General features: G+C 40.4%; 14 protein-coding genes. 12 read left to right on the forward strand and 2 right to left on the reverse strand.

Annotated features, from left to right (window positions below):
- Window positions 1-14: 14 nt before the first annotated feature.
- The 8 genes from AB6N04_RS05215 to dld all read left to right on the forward strand — a co-directional run bounded on the left by AB6N04_RS05215 (window position 15) and on the right by dld (window position 11,355).
- Entirely contained in the window at window positions 15-1,505 is a 1,491-nt protein-coding gene (locus tag AB6N04_RS05215; protein ID WP_369310843.1) for an amino acid permease, read from the forward strand.
- Window positions 1,506-1,755: 250 nt separating this feature from the next.
- Window positions 1,756-2,892: an ABC transporter substrate-binding protein gene (locus tag AB6N04_RS05220; RefSeq protein WP_369310844.1), complete on the forward strand. Its 1,137-nt coding sequence runs from the start codon at window positions 1,756-1,758 to the stop codon at window positions 2,890-2,892.
- 19 nt (window positions 2,893-2,911) lie between these two features.
- Entirely contained in the window at window positions 2,912-4,006 is a 1,095-nt protein-coding gene (locus tag AB6N04_RS05225; RefSeq protein WP_369310845.1) for a FecCD family ABC transporter permease, read from the forward strand.
- A complete protein-coding gene (locus AB6N04_RS05230; RefSeq protein WP_369311987.1) occupies window positions 4,000-4,788 on the forward strand; it encodes an ABC transporter ATP-binding protein in 789 nt (262 codons plus the stop codon). The genes AB6N04_RS05225 and AB6N04_RS05230 overlap by 7 nt, the downstream gene beginning before the upstream one ends.
- Before the next feature lie 286 nt (window positions 4,789-5,074).
- Window positions 5,075-7,105: a ligand-gated channel protein gene (locus AB6N04_RS05235; protein ID WP_369310846.1), complete on the forward strand. Its 2,031-nt coding sequence runs from the start codon at window positions 5,075-5,077 to the stop codon at window positions 7,103-7,105.
- 397 nt (window positions 7,106-7,502) lie between these two features.
- On the forward strand, window positions 7,503-7,715 hold the full coding sequence (locus tag AB6N04_RS05240; RefSeq protein ID WP_369311989.1) for a hypothetical protein: 213 nt from the start codon (window positions 7,503-7,505) through the stop codon (window positions 7,713-7,715).
- Window positions 7,705-9,087, forward strand: a complete 1,383-nt coding sequence (locus AB6N04_RS05245; RefSeq protein WP_369310847.1) for an APC family permease — start codon at window positions 7,705-7,707, stop codon at window positions 9,085-9,087. Before AB6N04_RS05240 ends, AB6N04_RS05245 begins: the two co-directional genes overlap by 11 nt.
- A gap of 528 nt (window positions 9,088-9,615) precedes the next feature.
- Window positions 9,616-11,355: a D-lactate dehydrogenase gene (gene dld, locus AB6N04_RS05250; protein WP_369310848.1), complete on the forward strand. Its 1,740-nt coding sequence runs from the start codon at window positions 9,616-9,618 to the stop codon at window positions 11,353-11,355.
- A 54-nt stretch (window positions 11,356-11,409) separates the two neighbouring features.
- On the opposite strand, the gene sbcB is transcribed toward dld, so the two are convergent.
- Window positions 11,410-12,837: an exodeoxyribonuclease I gene (sbcB, locus tag AB6N04_RS05255; protein ID WP_369310849.1), complete on the reverse strand. Its 1,428-nt coding sequence runs from the start codon at window positions 12,835-12,837 to the stop codon at window positions 11,410-11,412.
- Window positions 12,838-13,052: 215 nt separating this feature from the next.
- On the opposite strand from sbcB, the gene AB6N04_RS05260 reads away from it, so the two are divergent.
- The 4 genes from AB6N04_RS05260 to tmaR all read left to right on the forward strand — a co-directional run bounded on the left by AB6N04_RS05260 (window position 13,053) and on the right by tmaR (window position 15,518).
- On the forward strand, window positions 13,053-13,388 hold the full coding sequence (locus AB6N04_RS05260) for a hypothetical protein (RefSeq protein ID WP_369310850.1): 336 nt from the start codon (window positions 13,053-13,055) through the stop codon (window positions 13,386-13,388).
- Window positions 13,389-13,443: 55 nt separating this feature from the next.
- Window positions 13,444-13,620, forward strand: coding sequence for a transposase (locus tag AB6N04_RS05265; protein WP_369311991.1), 177 nt, complete (start codon window positions 13,444-13,446; stop codon window positions 13,618-13,620).
- A 157-nt stretch (window positions 13,621-13,777) separates the two neighbouring features.
- Window positions 13,778-15,061 carry an MFS transporter gene (locus AB6N04_RS05270; RefSeq protein ID WP_369310851.1) on the forward strand — a complete coding sequence of 428 codons (1,284 nt, stop codon included), beginning with the start codon at window positions 13,778-13,780 and terminating at the stop codon, window positions 15,059-15,061.
- Between the two features lie 124 nt (window positions 15,062-15,185).
- The gene (tmaR, locus tag AB6N04_RS05275; RefSeq protein ID WP_369310852.1) at window positions 15,186-15,518 is read left to right on the forward strand and encodes a PTS system regulator TmaR; all 333 of its coding nucleotides are present in this window, start codon (window positions 15,186-15,188) and stop codon (window positions 15,516-15,518) included.
- 217 nt (window positions 15,519-15,735) lie between these two features.
- Here tmaR and AB6N04_RS05280 read toward each other — a convergent pair whose 3' ends face one another.
- Entirely contained in the window at window positions 15,736-16,596 is an 861-nt protein-coding gene (locus tag AB6N04_RS05280) for a hypothetical protein (RefSeq protein ID WP_369310853.1), read from the reverse strand.
- Window positions 16,597-16,635 lie beyond the last annotated feature (39 nt).

Raw genomic sequence — 16,635 nt, forward strand, 5'->3', positions numbered from 1 at the left:
AAAACAGGGAACAAATGTCAGAACAACATACCAATACTATCACGCAAGACCGCACACAAAAGTTGCGCCGTGAATTAAAAGCGCGCCACCTTGCGATGATTGCTATCGGTGGCTCTATCGGAACTGGTTTATTTGTGGCATCGGGTGCAACCGTTGCACAAGCAGGACCCGGAGGGGCACTACTCTCTTATGCTGTCATCGGCTTAATGGTCTATTTCTTAATGACCAGTCTGGGCGAGTTAGCTGCTTATATGCCTGTTTCGGGCTCTTTCGCCACTTATGGTGCAAAATATGTCGATGAAGGTTTTGGTTTCGCATTAGGTTGGAACTACTGGTACAACTGGGCGGTAACTATCGCTGTTGACCTCGTAGCCGCTCAATTAGTGATGACTTATTGGTTCCCAGATACCCCCGGCTGGATTTGGAGCGCCATTTTCCTTGCGGTAATCTTCTTATTAAATTTCATTTCTGTAAAAGGCTTTGGTGAAGCAGAATATTGGTTCTCACTGATTAAAGTGACGACGGTCATTATTTTTATTGTTGTTGGCGTTCTGATGATTTTTGGCATCATGAATGGTGCGGAAAATGCAGGTTGGCACAACTGGGAAATCGGTGATGCGCCATTTGCAGGGGGATTCTCTGCGATGATTGGTGTAGCAATGATCGTCGGGTTCTCTTTCCAAGGTACTGAGTTAATTGGTATTGCGGCAGGTGAGTCAAAAGATCCTGCAAAAAATATCCCTAAAGCCGTGCGTAAAGTATTTTGGCGTATCTTGTTATTCTATATCTTTGCAATTTTAATCATTAGCCTGATCATTCCTTATACTGATCCAAATTTACTCCGTAATGATGTGAAGGATATTAGTGTCAGTCCATTTACGTTAGTTTTTGAAAATGCAGGGTTACTATCTGCTGCTGCGGTGATGAATGCGGTTATCCTAACAGCGGTATTGTCCGCAGGTAACTCAGGTATGTATGCATCAACGCGTATGCTCTATACTCTAGCACGTGAAGGCAAAGCGCCGCGTATTTTTGCTCGGCTATCGAAAGGTGGCGTACCGCGTTATGCATTATTAGCCACGACGGTTATTGCAGGTTTGTGCTTCTTAAGCTCAATGTTTGGTAACCAAACAGTCTACTTATGGTTGCTGAATACTTCTGGGATGACTGGGTTTATTGCATGGTTAGGGATTGCAATTAGCCATTATCGTTTCCGCAAGGGGTATATTGCACAAGGTAAAGACCTTAATGACTTGCCATATCGTTCAGGCTTCTTCCCATTAGGCCCAATCTTTGCCTTTATTTTATGTCTGACGATAACCCTAGGACAGAACTACCAAGCTTTCTTAGAAGATAAAATTGATTGGGTTGGTGTTACCGCAACGTATATTGGCCTACCACTATTTTTAGCCATTTGGTTTGGTTATAAAATTGCTAAGAAGACAACTTTTATTCGCTATAACGAGATGAGTTTTCCAAGCTACCGTGAAAATTTAAATAAATAACCTAGCGTTATTTATGAGTTGAATAACAGCATCCTTGATAGGGTGCTGTTTTTTTTTATCTATAACGTAACAATCCCCAAACAATCGCTGTATTAATACCTCTAAATATTTTTCTTTTCGAGACAGTTCGCACAATTCCATTCGTCTAATTGATATTAAATCAATAATCGTATTGATAAGTATTCTTATTTGCTTTATTGTTACCGCATCTAAAAGCAAGTTAAAGAGAACAATTGTGGAGCTTAATACTATGTCGTCGGTAGCCAAGAAGTCTGTAGCTAGGTCGGTAGTAAAGGGAATAGGTTTAGCGTTATTAGCCAGTGCTAGTTTAAACGCATGGTCGGCAACAGTCACGGATATTGCAGGTCGAACTGTTGAAGTGCCTGATAATGTTAACCGTATTTTACTTGGTGAAGGCCGTCTATTTAGTGCGGTAGCTCTACTCGAAGGTGACAAACCGATTGAGCGCATTGTGGGGTGGCAAGGGGATCTACGTAAACTAGATCCACAAACCTATGCTGTATATAAGGCAAAATTCCCTGCGATTGATAATATTCCATTGATTGGCAATACCAGCGCGGACAGCGTTAGCGCTGAAAAAGTATTAACCTTAAATCCTGATATTGCTATTTTTGGTTTATCAGGTCATGGGCCGGGTAAAAACAGCGAATTGGTTAAGCAATTAGAAAAAGCAGGGGTGCCCGTGGTATTTGTCGATTTTAGAGACAACCCATTAAAAAATACCCTGCCGAGTATGCGTTTATTAGGTAAGGCGCTAAATCGTGAGGAAGTGGCGAAGAAATATGTAGATTTCTATGAAAGAAATCAAAAGCTTGTTACTGATATCACGTCAAATATTCCTGAAGATAAAAAGCCAAGTGTATTTATTGAGTTACGCGCAGGTGCTTTTGAGGATTGTTGTGGCACCGCAGGTGACGGCAATATGGGGAATTTTATTGATGTGGCTGGTGGTAAAAATATCGCTAAAGGGGTGTTACCCGGCGCATTAGGTACCATGAATTTAGAAAAAATCATTGCTGCTGACCCGAATATTTATATTGCAAGTGGCGCGAAAGCGCCAGGCAGTAAGGATATTGGCGTACAACTAGGTGCACAAAGTACCTTGCAAGATGCCAAAGAAAGCCTGAAAACAATTACTCACCGTAAAGGTATTAATTCATTATCGGCTATTAAAGATAAGCAAGATTACGCTATCTGGCATAATTACTATAACTCGCCTTACAACGTCATTGCGACACAAGTTTTCGCCAAGTGGTTCTATCCTGAACAATTTTCAGGTCTTGACCCACAAAAAACACTGGAAGAACTGCACAGAGAGTTTCTTGCTGTCGAACCAACTGGTGTATATTGGGTCAGCGAAAAGTAATGAGAGTGGGTAAGAATTAATGAGTATTACAAGTGAGCCAATAGGCGCAGTGGAACAAGCGGCTAAACAGGCTGACGATGGCGTTAAACAACATTATCAAAATATGTTGCGTCGTCGTTTTACATGGATTGTGGTAATTATTGCGGCAATTCTATTGTCGTTGGTCATAGATTTTACATTAGGCCCGTCAGGTTTATCGTTAGAACGCTTGTGGCAAACGCTGATGACCCCTGACGCTGTTGATGCAGGAACCCGTGTGATTGTTTGGGATATCCGTTTACCTTACGCCTTGATGGCGGTCGTTATTGGTATGTCCTTAGGTCTTGCGGGTGCAGAAATGCAGACAATTTTGAATAATCCATTAGCGAGCCCGTTTACACTTGGGGTCTCAAATGCCGCAGCATTTGGTGCAGCGTTAGCGATTGTTTCAGGGATTGCGATTCCGGGTGTGCCTGACCAGTGGGTGATTTCAGCAAACGCGTTCATTTTTGCGTTATTAGCCGCATTAATGTTGGATGCTGTGACACGTTGGACACGTGTTGCGACTTCAGGGGTGGTTCTTTTTGGTATTGCTTTAGTGTTTACCTTTAATGCACTGGTGTCGATGATGCAATTCATCGCCACAGAAGATACGTTACAAGGCCTAGTTTTCTGGACGATGGGGAGTTTATCCAAAGCAACATGGGTGAAACTAGGTGTTATGGCACTGGTATTTGCGTTGATTTTCCCAATTGCCATGATGAGCTCGTGGAAACTAACCGCATTAAGATTAGGTGAAGATAGGGCGATTAGTTTTGGTATTGATGTTCGTCGCTTAAGGCTGACAACATTATTGCGGATCAGTATTTTATCTGCATTAGCTGTGGCATTTGTTGGGCCGATAGCGTTTATTGGTCTTGTTGCCCCACATATTGCACGATTAATTTTTGGTGAAGACCACCGTTTTTATTTACCTGCAAGTGCTTTAATTGGTGCATTGATATTATCGATGGCTTCTATTGCCTCGAAGAACATTATCCCGGGTGTAATTATCCCCGTTGGGATCGTCACTTCATTAGTCGGTGTGCCGTTCTTCTTAAGTATTATTTTGCGTCATCGAGGTAACGTATCATGAGTGGCTTGATTATTAACCGATTTAATGCGGGTTATCCAAAACGGGCCGTGATTGAAAATTTAACAACCGATATGTTGCCAAGGGGGAAGATTACCGTACTACTTGGCCCAAATGGTAGCGGTAAATCGACGTTATTACGTTCGTTGGCAGGGTTAAATAAAGCGACAGGGCAGTTATTGTTAGATGGTTTGGATCTTACTCAGCAAAATTTTGCCCAGCGTGCACAAAATGTGGTGTATTTACCACAAACGCTGCCCGCAGGTGTGCATCTGTATGTTTTAGAGTCAGTGATTGTTGCCCAGCGTGCGTCTGGTGGTATGAGCAATGAACATAGCAAAGATGAAGTGATGCACTTATTACGTCAACTTGGTATTGAGCATTTGGCGTTAAGTTATTTAGACCAGCTTTCAGGTGGACAAAAACAATTAGTCGGTTTGGCTCAATCGTTAATTCGCCAACCTAACTTATTATTATTGGATGAGCCACTGAGCGCGTTGGATTTAAATTATCAATACCATGTAATGGACTTAGTGGCGAAAGAAACCAAGCGCCGAAATATTATTACGGTAGTCGTTGTTCATGATATTAATATTGCATTAAAACACGCAGAACATGTATTAATGCTAAAACAAGGTAAATTAATTGCACAAGGTGAACCTGCTGAGGTGATCACACCAGAAAGTCTTGCCGAAGTTTATGGTGTGAGAGGGCGCATAGAGCGCTGTTCGCAAGGAGTACCACAAGTGTTGATTGACGGTTTGGTGGACAAACTAGCCAGTTAATCGGCGATTAATAATATATGTGCTTGTTATCCGGCAAGCACATTTAATCAGCCTTATGGAGAATGAATATAAGATATTATAAAATTTAACTCTCAGAGTTTAATTATTAAATATTAATTACCCACAGAAAATTTAATTACACAGGAAGATGGTTTTTTTTGCCATAAATTTCCTATGGGTATTTATTACCTAAATAAAAAAATAATCATAATTAATCGGTTCAGTGAAACCAATGTTGAGCATATCAATTCATATATAAAACAGAATATCTCTTGGAGAGTTGGGAATGGTTGTTTTTAATAAAAGAAAAGTGGCAATAAGTATTATTGCCGCCCTCGCTGCGTCACCTGCATTTGCTGATGATAGTAAAGACAAAATTTACGTCACAACGGCGTCAGGTTATCAACAGCAAATTGAAGATGCGCCAGCATCCATTTCTGTTGTGACGCGAGAACAACTTGAAAATAAAGCTTACCGTGATGTGACTGATGCGCTAAAAGACCTTCCTGGGGTCCAAGTGACAGGTGGAGGAAGCAAATCAGATATTAGTATTCGTGGTATGGATGCAAAATACACTATGATTATGGTCGATGGTAAGCGTATAGATTCACGCAGTACCCGCCCAAACAGTGATGGTTCAGGGATTGAACAAGGCTGGTTACCACCACTGCCTGCCATAGAGCGTATTGAAGTAGTACGTGGACCTATGTCATCGCTGTATGGTTCGGACGCGATGGGGGGGGTAATCAATATTATCACTCGTAAAGTTGGCAAAGAATGGAATGGGACGTTACGTGCCGATACAACGATTAATGCTCACCGAGATTCAGGCAACGAAGGACAAGGCAGTTTTTATGCATCTGGTCCTTTAGTGGATGGTTTGCTGGGAATGAAGGTAAATGGAATTTATTCTAAACGTTGGGAAGATAAATTTGTTGGTGGATACAATGAGCAGAAAATTGGTGCTATTGGTACAACGCTGACACTAACACCTGATGAATTTAATACCTTTGACTTTGATTTCAAACATGATGAGCAAGAGAGAAATACAACGGCTGGAAAATCAGGCAACGTAATTTGTACTAAAAAAGTCAATGGAGTACCAACCACGTATCGTTGTGAAGACTCAAACGTAACATACCGTAAAAATAATTATGCTGTAACACATAATGGTATTTATGATTGGGGGGCAATGGAAACATTTGTGCAACGTGATGAAACAAAAAACCCTAGTCGTAAAATGGAATATAACGATACTTTAGTTAAAAACCAAACGACATTTAATCTTGGTGACCATACTTTGAGTATTGGTGGTCAATATCGTTATGAAGACCTTCGAGATAAAGGGAATCAATTAGCTTCAGCTGTGAATGTTGATAAACTAACTCGTTATAGTTGGGCATTATTTGCAGAAGACGAATGGATGATGACCAATGACTTTGCTTTAACCGGTGGTGTCCGTATGGATAAGGATGAAAACTTCGGTTCTCATTGGACTCCTCGTTTATATGGTGTTTGGCATACTTCTGATGAATGGATTATTAAGGGGGGGATCTCAACAGGATATCGTTCCCCAGAGTTAAGACAAGTTGCACCAAATTGGGGACAAGCAACAGGTGGTGGTGGCGATCCAGCGGTTATTATCGGTAATCCAGATTTAAAACCTGAAAAAAGTGTTACACAAGAGCTTGGGTTTATCTGGAATAATCAAGATAACCTGAATGTCGGTGTAACTTTCTTTAACACTGAGTTTAAAGATAAAATAATGGAAGTGCGTAGTTGTACTGACTCTACAAAAGATAAAAATGGGAATACAGGTACAATTGCTAGTGGTGAGTGTATGTATGATGGTAAACCATACAAATTTATTAGTGAAAGAGAGAACGTTGATAAAGCGAATCTTCGTGGTGCTGAGCTGACTTTTAACTGGGATATTACAACGGATCTCGCATTTACTGCTAATTATACCTATTCTGATTCTGAGCAAAAAAGTGGTAAGTTTAAAGGTAAGCCTTTAAGCCGTACTCCAAAACATATGGCGAATGGTTCTTTAACTTGGCAAACAACAGAAGATCTTCAGTTGTGGAATCGCGTTAACTTTAATGGAAAAAGTAGCTCATATCTTTCAAGAACCAGTATGAGCAAAGAAAGACCTTCGTACACATTTGTTGATATTGGCGCTAGCTATCAAGTTGACAAAAATATTAATTTAGTTGCAGGTATGTATAACATATTTGATAAACGTTTAACGGAAGAATCAAACGACAAAGTTTTAGATGGCCGCCGTTACAATATTGGCATCAACTATAATTTCTAAGATAACTATTTATCGTGATTAATCAAAACCCTTTGGTGTTTGCCAAAGGGTTTTTTGTGTCATGTAAAAAAACAGCGAATAAAATAAATAAAAACACCTTTTTTAAGTGAAAAATGGCGGGAAACACGCAGTTATTAGTTGCCCAGCCAAAATAGTGCAACTCATCAAAATTTCTCATCGAAAATAGGGTGATTTGTTAACAATTTAACTTGCTATTTGAGGTTATGGCGTGCAAAATGCGCGAACTAAAAAATAACTGATGCTCAATCAACTTAAGCATCGGTTTTTTTGTTTTTAGGAACGTTCATTTTAGCGGGGCCGGACATAGAGCCGGAGAGATAATTTTAATATTTACGTGTAGCAAATATTTTACGCTACCGATTTGAGGAATGCTTTTATGGCTTACTTTTTCGCTATCGCAGCAGGGCCAAGCGGCCGTCGTTGCCGCATCGATGATTACGGGGCTCTGCGCAGCTTCGCACATACTCTTCTGTCCTCCTCCACGTTTTTTTCTGCCTATAGGCAGATGCAAAGTCTTCCCAGTAACTGTCGATTAAGCCGAAGTAGCTTGCAATCGAAAGTTATGGGGGGGCTTAGCCATGCAAAATAATTCAATACCTTTATCCATCGGTCCAAACCAAACTGGCGCCAATAACCGCGTTCAACTTGCTAAAACCTTAACCTTGGTGCAAGTCGTGATGATCGGTCTGGCATACATCCAGCCAATGACTATCTTTGATACATTTGGCATGGTATCGGACAAAACAGGTGGACACGTCCCGACTTCATACATTATTGCCTTAGTTGCGATACTGTTTACTGCTCTGAGCTACGGTAAGCTGGTGAAACGTTTCCCATCTGCTGGCTCGGCGTATACTTATGCTCAAAAATCAATGAGCCCACACATTGGTTTCCTTGTGGGTTGGACATCGTTGTTGTCCTATATTTTTATGCCAATGATCAATATATTATTGGCTAAAATTTATTTACAAGATATTTTCCCTAATGTGGAACCGGCGATATTCGTTGTCGGCCTAGTCATACTGATGACAGCAGCTAACTTACGCGGTATCAATGTTATTGCAAACTTAAGTACTATTATCGCCATTATCCAAATTGGCGTGATGGCCGTGTTTACAGGGTTGGTGATCCACGGTGTCTCTAACGGTGAAGGTACAGGCGAAATTTGGACATTTAATCCGTTTGCCAATGAAAAAACAGAAATGATCCCGCTGATTGCAGGGGCGACCATACTCTGTTTCTCGTTCTTAGGTTTTGATGGTTTAAGCTCATTATCTGAAGAAACACCAAACGCAGGTAAAGTGATCCCCCGTGCAATATTCTTAACGGCATTAATTGGCGGAATTATCTTTATCACAGTTTCCTTCTTCTTACAGCAATACTTCCCTGATGTATCGCGCTTTAAGAACATCAATGAGACACAACCAGACATTATGCGCTTTGTTGCTGGAGCATTCTTCCAGTCAATCATTTTGGTGTTCTCATGCGTAACAGTATTGGCATCAGGAATGGCTGCTCATGCAGGTAGTGCTCGTTTAATGTACGTAATGGGGCGTGATGGCGTATTCCCAGAGAAAGTGTTTGGTTATGTCAGCCCGAAATGGCGTACTCCGGCATATAACGTATTAATGGTCGGTTTTTTAGCATTAGGTGCAATCTGGTTTGAAATGGATTTTGCAACTGCATTAATTAACTTTGGTGCACTAATCGCTTTTACCTTTGTGAATATCTCGGTGATTAGCCAGTTCTTCATTCGTGAGCGTCGAATGACAGGCTTAAAAAACATTGTTAACTATTTGATTTTACCTATTATCGGAACACTAACTGTGTGCGTTTTATGGTTGAATATCGAAGAAGACTCAATGGTTTATGGCCTGATCTGGACGGCGGTTGGTTTGATTTACATGGCTGTGCTGACGCGGATGTTTAAGCGGCCGATGCCGCAGATGAGCGACATCTAAATATATTCTTCATATTTCACGCTGTCGCTGCGTTGCGTTCTCAAAACTTCATGGGGCACATACTTATGTATGCTCCTCATGAAGTTTTGCTCCGCGCCTTGCTACAGCGCGAACTATTTTGAATATACAGGTTGTAAGAAAGATAACTGAATATACGACCTGCAAGAAAGCTAAAATCGACTCTTCCCATTCCACACTATCGGTGCGTTGCGTTCTTAAAACGACAGGGGGCACCGACTTTTATATACTCCCCATGAAGTTTTGTTCTGCACCTTGTTACAGCACGAACTATTTTGAATATACGACTTGCAAGAAAGATAAAGGATATTCTCTGTATTCCATGTAGATAAGTCGTTCTAATCAGTATGAAATTAAAAATAGTGCTCTGGGCGCTATTTTTTTGCTTGTTAAGAATTCTTTAAGATAAACCCTGTAGCCTATTAACATCTTAATATTATGTGATATTGTTGCTAGGGTTAATATTACACAACTCATAATCAACATGAATTAGAGTAAGAAGGCGCTCACATGAAAGATGCACAAAAACCTGAGAATCAACGATTATTACTCACACTCAGGAATATTGTCGGTAAGAAAAACATTCTTACTGAACCACACAAAACAGAGCGTTACCGTAAAGGATTCCGTTCAGGAACCGGTGATGCGCTTGCCGTGGTATTTCCATCCACATTGCTTGAGCAATGGCATGTGTTTAAAGCCTGCGTTGAAGCAGATAAAATTGTCTTGATGCAAGCCGCAAATACGGGATTGACCGAAGGCTCAACCCCCAGTGGTTATGATTATGACCGCGAGATCGTGATCATCAGTACGTTGCGATTAAACCAAATTCAAGTCCTTCCTGAGTTTAACCAAGTGGTTGCAATGCCGGGTAGTACTTTGTATGACTTAGAAAAAATTCTAAAGCCTCTCGGTCGTGAACCGCATTCACTGATTGGTTCATCTTGCATTGGGGCATCCGTGGTAGGAGGGATTTGTAATAGCTCCGGTGGTTCTTTAGTGCGTCGAGGTCCCGCGTATACGGAGCTTGCGTTGTATGGTCGCGTTAATGCTGACGGAAAAGTTGAACTCGTTAACCACCTAGGGATTGATTTAGGGGAGACGCCAGAAGAGATTTTAACCAACCTACAAAACCGTGGTTATAGCAGTGAGGATGTGCAAGTCACAGATAAATTGGCTTCTGACCATGAATACGCTGAACGTGTTAGAGATGTTGACGCAGACACTCCATCGCGTTTTAACGCCGATGAACGTCGTTTATTTGAAGCGTCAGGTTGTGCGGGGAAACTGGCCGTATTTGCGGTTCGCTTAGACACCTTCCCAGCCGATAAAAAAACACAGGTTTTTTATATTGGTTCAAACAATCCGGATGTGCTGGAAGATATTCGTCGCTATATTCTGAGTGAATTTAAAAATCTACCCGTTGCAGGGGAATATATGCACCGCGGTTGTTTTGATATCGCGGAAATATACGGTAAAGACACATTCTTAATGATTGATAAATTTGGCACCGATAAAATGCCAATGTTCTTTACCATAAAAGGTCGTATTGATGCTGTACTCAATAAAGTGCCATTCTTACCGTCCAATTTAATTGATCGCACATTGCAGTTACTGAGTAAATTATGGCCATCCCACCTACCACATAGAATGAAAGAATTTCGTGACCGATATGAACATCATTTAATGTTAAAAATGGCAGGGGATGGTATTGATGAAGCGAAAGTTTGGCTAAAATCTTATTTTTCCCATGCTGATGGTGGTTATTTTGAATGTACACCGGAAGAGGGGGCAAAAGCTTTCTTGCACCGCTTTGCGGCGGCAGGTTCTGCGGTACGTTATCATGCGGTTCATAATAAAGATGTAGAAGATGTATTGCCTCTTGATATCGCACTGCGCCGTAATGACAGAGATTGGTTTGAAAAACTACCGCCTGAAATTGAAGATTTATTAGTCCATAAATTATATTGTGGGCACTTTATGTGCCACGTTATGCACCAAGACTATGTATTGAAAAAAGGGGTTAACCCGAAAGACCTAAAAGAAAAAATGCTCGCTTTATTGGATGAGCGCGGTGCACAATATCCCGCAGAGCATAACGTAGGGCATCTATATAAGGCGCCGCCACAATTAAAGTCGTTTTATAAAAATGCAGATCCAACCAATACAATGAATCCCGGTTTAGGGAAAACAACGAAACGGAAGCATTGGGAAGGGGATTGTGGATGTGGGCAATCAGGCCAACACTAACCTAAATTAATTTTAATATAAAAATGGGCAGATAAGATATCCTGCCCATTTTTACTAACTAGCTAATTCCATTGCATAATTGACTAATGCTTTTAGTTGCTGACAGCGTTTTTCATCTTGCTGGTGTAGTTCTAATAAAAATTGTATTTGTTGCATATATTCCGTTAACCGAGATTCACTGAAATAATCACGGCGATGCTGTAACCAACGTTGTTGCTCCTCGAAAGATAATGTCGCTGGGTAATTACGTGCTTTATAACGGAAAAATAACTCTTTCATCCGCTTATCTTCAAAAGTTAAATCTAATGCGGGTAAATGTTGAGGTGGGGTTTCGCGAATAATATCCATAGTAGCGCGGTCTGACGGGCTAAAGAAACCATTATATATTTGTGCATCCACATCATCCGAAACTTCAAACTGTTGCGGTTCGCTAAATAATTCGATCAGCTTGTTGCGTATATCAGGTGCCTTTCGCAAAATTTCTAAGTTGCGATGACAGTGATCCCTATCTAATCCTGTACGTAAGGCGTCTTTATCACGTAATGTTTTTTCCGGTGCTAAAATAGGGCATTTATTGATATGCACTAATTTCACCGGAACAGGGGCTTCACCGTTTAACTCAGCCTTAGGTGTATATAAACGTTCACGTAATTCTTGCGTATTTAAGGTTAATAACGGCGAAATATCGGCGGATAAATCACACATGATCACCGCATTGCGGTTCTCAGGATGCCAAGCGAGAGGCGCAACCAAGCTGACATATGAACGCAGTGCACCAAACATGCCTGAAACATGCACTAAAGGTGTTATTTCTACAATATCAATAAGCTGACTAACTTTGTTCTTATTCCGCAGTTGATAAAAATAATCAAACATACGAGGCTGAGCATGCTTGAGTAACTTAGCCATGCTTATTGTCGCGAAGACGTCTGACATCGCATCATGGGCATTTTCGTGTGCAACGCCATTGGCTTTTGTTAGGTGCTCTAAGCGCATACTTGGCAGACCGTCTTCGTTTTCAGGCCATTCAATACCTTCTGGGCGTAGGGCAAAACAGGCGCGTAGTGGGTCAAGTAAATCCCAACGCGAATTATTTTGCTGCCAACTGTATGCATAGGGGTCGTAAAAATTACGGTAGAGAATATTGCGGGTAACTTCATCATCAAAACGAATATTGTTATAACCCATAATACAGGTATTTGGCACGCTGAATGCTTGGTGGATACGTTTAGTAAACTCGGCTTCATTGACCCCTTGCGCTAAAGCGAGTTGCGGGGTAATGCCGGTGATCATCACCGCTTCAGGCTGAGGAAGGTAGTCATCTGCGGGCGCACAGTAAAAAACTTCGGGTTCTTCGATAATGTTAAAATCTAAATCCGTGCGTACTCCCGCGAATTGTGCCGGTCTATCAAGTGCAGGATGTTTGCCAAAAGTTTCGTAATCATGGAAAAAGAATGAGGGTTGGTTTTTATTGTTTTGCAACGTTATCACCGTTTAAATTGTGCGCGTTTAAATCTGATAGTGGCGTATTTTCAGTTTCACTATTCCATATAGCTCAATGATACCTTATCTATGTTCAAAGCTAAACCAAGGTCATCTGGAATAGCAGGAAAATCAAAGTCAGTATCAATAAAGTATTTTAGTGTGTAACAAACAGGCTTAATGACGGAGCTAACCCCTAGGGGCTGTTGAACTTTGTGGATTTTTTGAACGGCATGGTGATGTTGTATAATTGTTTCGCCAAAAATAACCATACAGATGACCACCATGCCGCGAACAATGTTAATAGAAAAACAGTGGCCTATGCTATGCCAACAAGTGAAGAGATAGGGAAAAGCTGTGGAGGTAATTCAACTAAGATCCGTTTAGCGGTTGATAGCCATGGTTATCCCGTTAACTTTGAGCTATTCGGTGGTCATCGAAACAATATTGTTTATGCGGAAAATTGGTCGCAAACAGCCCAGCCAGTGACTTTACAATCGCAGATAAAGGATACGATAGCGAGAAATTTAGGGCTTATTTATCGGATGTAAAAGGTTCTTTCTCAATGATCCCAAGGCGAAAGTGAATCTTTTAAACAATGATCATATGGATTGGGAGCTTTATAAAATTCGACATTATGTTGAAAATGCCTTTGCAAGGATTAAACATTTTAGAGCGATATCAAGTCGATATAAAAAATTAGCAAGAAATGACTCATCGATGGTAGCCCTTTCATTAATCATGATGTGGATACCAAATTACCAATGGGTAATTTTTATATAAAGATAAACAGCCCCTAGAAAATGATATGTTTGTCACAAAAATATATTGTTAACGTTAACATTAGTGATTAACATCACAAAAAGAGGGTTTTTTTATAGGAAGCAAATAATGTTAACCTTAACATTTACCAAAGGTAAATTAATAATGGGTGACTAACATGAATAGTAGTGCAAGGAAATACTATGTCTTATTAAGCGCATTGTTGTTTTTTTTCTTTTTTACTTGGTCATCTACATTTTCCGTTGTCGCCATCTGGTTGCGTCAGTATGTTGGCCTAGAAGGGGCTGATACTGGGTTTATTTTTGCGTGTATTTCAATCGTCGCCTTATGTGCACAGCCATTGTATGGTTTTTTGCAAGATAAATTGGGATTACGCAAAAACTTATTGCTATTTATTGCCTGTTTGCTGATCGCTTCTGGACCATTTTTTATGGTGTTCGCAACTTTATTGAAATGGAATGTGGTGATAGGTAGCATCATTGGCGGGCTATTTATTGGCATGACATTCCATGCCGGGATTGGTGTTCTTGAGTCTTACACTGAACGGGTAAGTCGATTACGTAGTTTTGAATATGGTAAGGCAAGAATGTGGGGATCACTAGGGTGGGCCGCAGCAACGTTTTTTGCAGGGCGCAATATTAATATCGATCCTAACTATAATTTTATTATGGCAACGGTGTCTGGGGTGCTTTTCTTATTGATTTTATTAAATCTTAAAACTGCCAATGCAGATGCCTATAATAATTTAGAACATGGTAACCCATCTTCAATTACATTGCGTGACGCATTACAGCTTTTTGCACTTCCTCGCTTTTGGGCGTTGATATTATTTGTATTGGGTACTTGTATTTACAACGTGTATGACCAGCAATTTATGGTTTATTTTTCGCATCAATTCCCTGATGAAAAATTAGGTAATGAGATGTACGGCTATCTAAATTCATTGCAGGTATTCCTTGAAGCGGGTGGTATGTTTTTAGCGCCATTTATCGTTAATCGAATTGGCGCTAAAAACGGTTTACTGTTTGCCAGTTCAGTGATGGCTTTACGGATTATTGGCTCAGGTTTGGTGGATGGGCCGATCCTTATATCAATAATGAAGTTGCTGCACGCGGTGGAGCTGCCTATCTTGCTGGTAGCGATATTTAAGTATAATAGCCGCCATTTTGATAAGCGTTTGTCCTCAACACTTTATTTGGTTGGGTTTAGTTGTGTGAGTTCTGTCGTTGCCAGTATTTTGTCGCCATTAGCTGGGTGGGGGTATGACCAATTTGGTTTTGCGCAGACGTATTTAATTATGGGACTGTTTGTTGTGATAACAACGATATTATCTGCAATTTGCCTTAGGAATGATAAAACGGATAATGCAAAGCCTAATGTTGATGAGAACTTAGCAGAATTAAATAAAAATAACCCAAAGGCGCAGGCTGTAAAAGCATAACGAAATAATCTTTTTCAATAGAATAAATCAATAAATATGTGAAACTGACTTGTAACACAGGGCGATTAAATTGTATTGTGTAAAGAGATTATGCGTTTTGAATATTGACTAGAGGGTTTTAAACATGGACAACGCTAACAAGCCGTCTTTCCAAAATGTTCTGGAATTTGTGCGTATGTTTCGTCGCAAAAATAAAATTCGTCGTGAAATTACCGACAATGAGAAAAAAATTCGTGATAACCAGAAGCGTGTTTTATTGCTAGATAACTTGAGCGAATATATTAAACCGGGGATGTCAATTGAAGAGATCCAAGCGATTATAGCCAATATGCGCAGCGACTATGATGACCGTGTTGATGATTATATTATCAAAAATGCAGAATTGTCGAAAGAACGCCGTGAAATCTCTAAAAAGTTAAAAGAGATGGGTGACGTACCACGTATAGATGTAAAATAGCCGAGCCAACCTTGGCTTGAGGTTGCAGGTAACGTGGGAAAAAACACGCTTTTATCCTAATTTATATCAATTAGCTCTTCAGAGGGTCGCAACGTATACCGCTGCGACCTTTTTTTTGCTCTTGAGTAATACCGTTGACACCGAGTAGAAAGGATAAGATTGGGGGGAACTCCAGTATTTCATTCATTATTTGGTGTTTGATATGATGACTAACATCCTAATTAATATTGATAATTAACACTGTACTTCCCGAATAAATATTGGGGGCTATTTTTCCGGTTGCCTGGAGTGTCGAGGTAATATCTACTTTATGGTTACTACTATTGATACTCTGAGAGTCTCCTAACGATATAGATTGGCCATCTAGTTTTAGCGTTAGATTGGCCTTGAGCCCAGTGGTCAGGGAAATTTCTGGTTGCGTAATATTAAATGTTACTGAAGCATTTCTATTACAACTCAAATTGAAAAATGCAGTTGTGGATTTCGGTGTATTGGCTGAATTTAATTCGGTAGTGTTGACTATCCCATGTTCTAGGTTTAGCGCGTCACTACTGATATCACAACTAACAGGGACAATAGTAATAGGTTGACAAGAGCCGGGATAAGCCGTCATGACAGGATGACTACCAGCGACGTTATTTGCAGTAGAACTGCCAAAACAAATTTCCCATTCAATGGGACGCCAGTACCAACTCATTCGGATTGAACCGCTAGCGCCAAATGCATCTATAAATTTCTTATTTGCCTCAGCATAGGTTGTCTGACTGGTACCGTTGTTATTGATAGGAACAGTATAACAAAATGAGTCACTTTTAAGGCGAACACAAGCAACAAAAGGAATATCACCTAGGTTTCTTTTATAACGGTAAAATAAACCGTAGTTACAGTTTGGCGATGTACAAGGAATCACTGTATTAGCATGATCGGATGAATCCGGATATGATTGATATTGAGTTGTTAATATAGGTAAGGCAGCGGTTCCTGTGTCTGTTACGTTTGTCATATAAACTTGCATATCTTGGGCGCTAGCTATGTTCACCACACTCAATGCGGTGAATAATAAAATTATTTTAAACATAATTATCCTTAAGAAACATCAATGATGCATTCCTTTTGG

It is taken from the genome of Providencia rettgeri, from assembly GCF_041075285.1.
Taxonomy (GTDB): domain Bacteria; phylum Pseudomonadota; class Gammaproteobacteria; order Enterobacterales; family Enterobacteriaceae; genus Providencia; species Providencia rettgeri_G.

Bases quoted from the DNA above. Each gene is read 5' to 3' on its own strand.
- AB6N04_RS05240 (WP_369311989.1), top strand. From the start codon at position 7,503: ATGGCTTACTTTTTCGCTATCGCAGCAGGGCCAAGCGGCCGTCGTTGC.
- AB6N04_RS05245 (WP_369310847.1), top strand. From the start codon at position 7,705: ATGCAAAATAATTCAATACCTTTATCCATCGGTCCAAACCAAACTGGC.
- AB6N04_RS05225 (WP_369310845.1), top strand. From the start codon at position 2,912: ATGAGTATTACAAGTGAGCCAATAGGCGCAGTGGAACAAGCGGCTAAA.
- AB6N04_RS05235 (WP_369310846.1), top strand. From the start codon at position 5,075: ATGGTTGTTTTTAATAAAAGAAAAGTGGCAATAAGTATTATTGCCGCC.
- AB6N04_RS05265 (WP_369311991.1), top strand. From the start codon at position 13,444: ATGGATTGGGAGCTTTATAAAATTCGACATTATGTTGAAAATGCCTTT.
- AB6N04_RS05215 (WP_369310843.1), top strand. From the start codon at position 15: ATGTCAGAACAACATACCAATACTATCACGCAAGACCGCACACAAAAG.
- dld (WP_369310848.1), top strand. From the start codon at position 9,616: ATGAAAGATGCACAAAAACCTGAGAATCAACGATTATTACTCACACTC.
- AB6N04_RS05270 (WP_369310851.1), top strand. From the start codon at position 13,778: ATGAATAGTAGTGCAAGGAAATACTATGTCTTATTAAGCGCATTGTTG.
- AB6N04_RS05220 (WP_369310844.1), top strand. From the start codon at position 1,756: ATGTCGTCGGTAGCCAAGAAGTCTGTAGCTAGGTCGGTAGTAAAGGGA.
- tmaR (WP_369310852.1), top strand. From the start codon at position 15,186: ATGGACAACGCTAACAAGCCGTCTTTCCAAAATGTTCTGGAATTTGTG.
- AB6N04_RS05280 (WP_369310853.1), bottom strand. From the start codon at position 16,596: ATGTTTAAAATAATTTTATTATTCACCGCATTGAGTGTGGTGAACATA.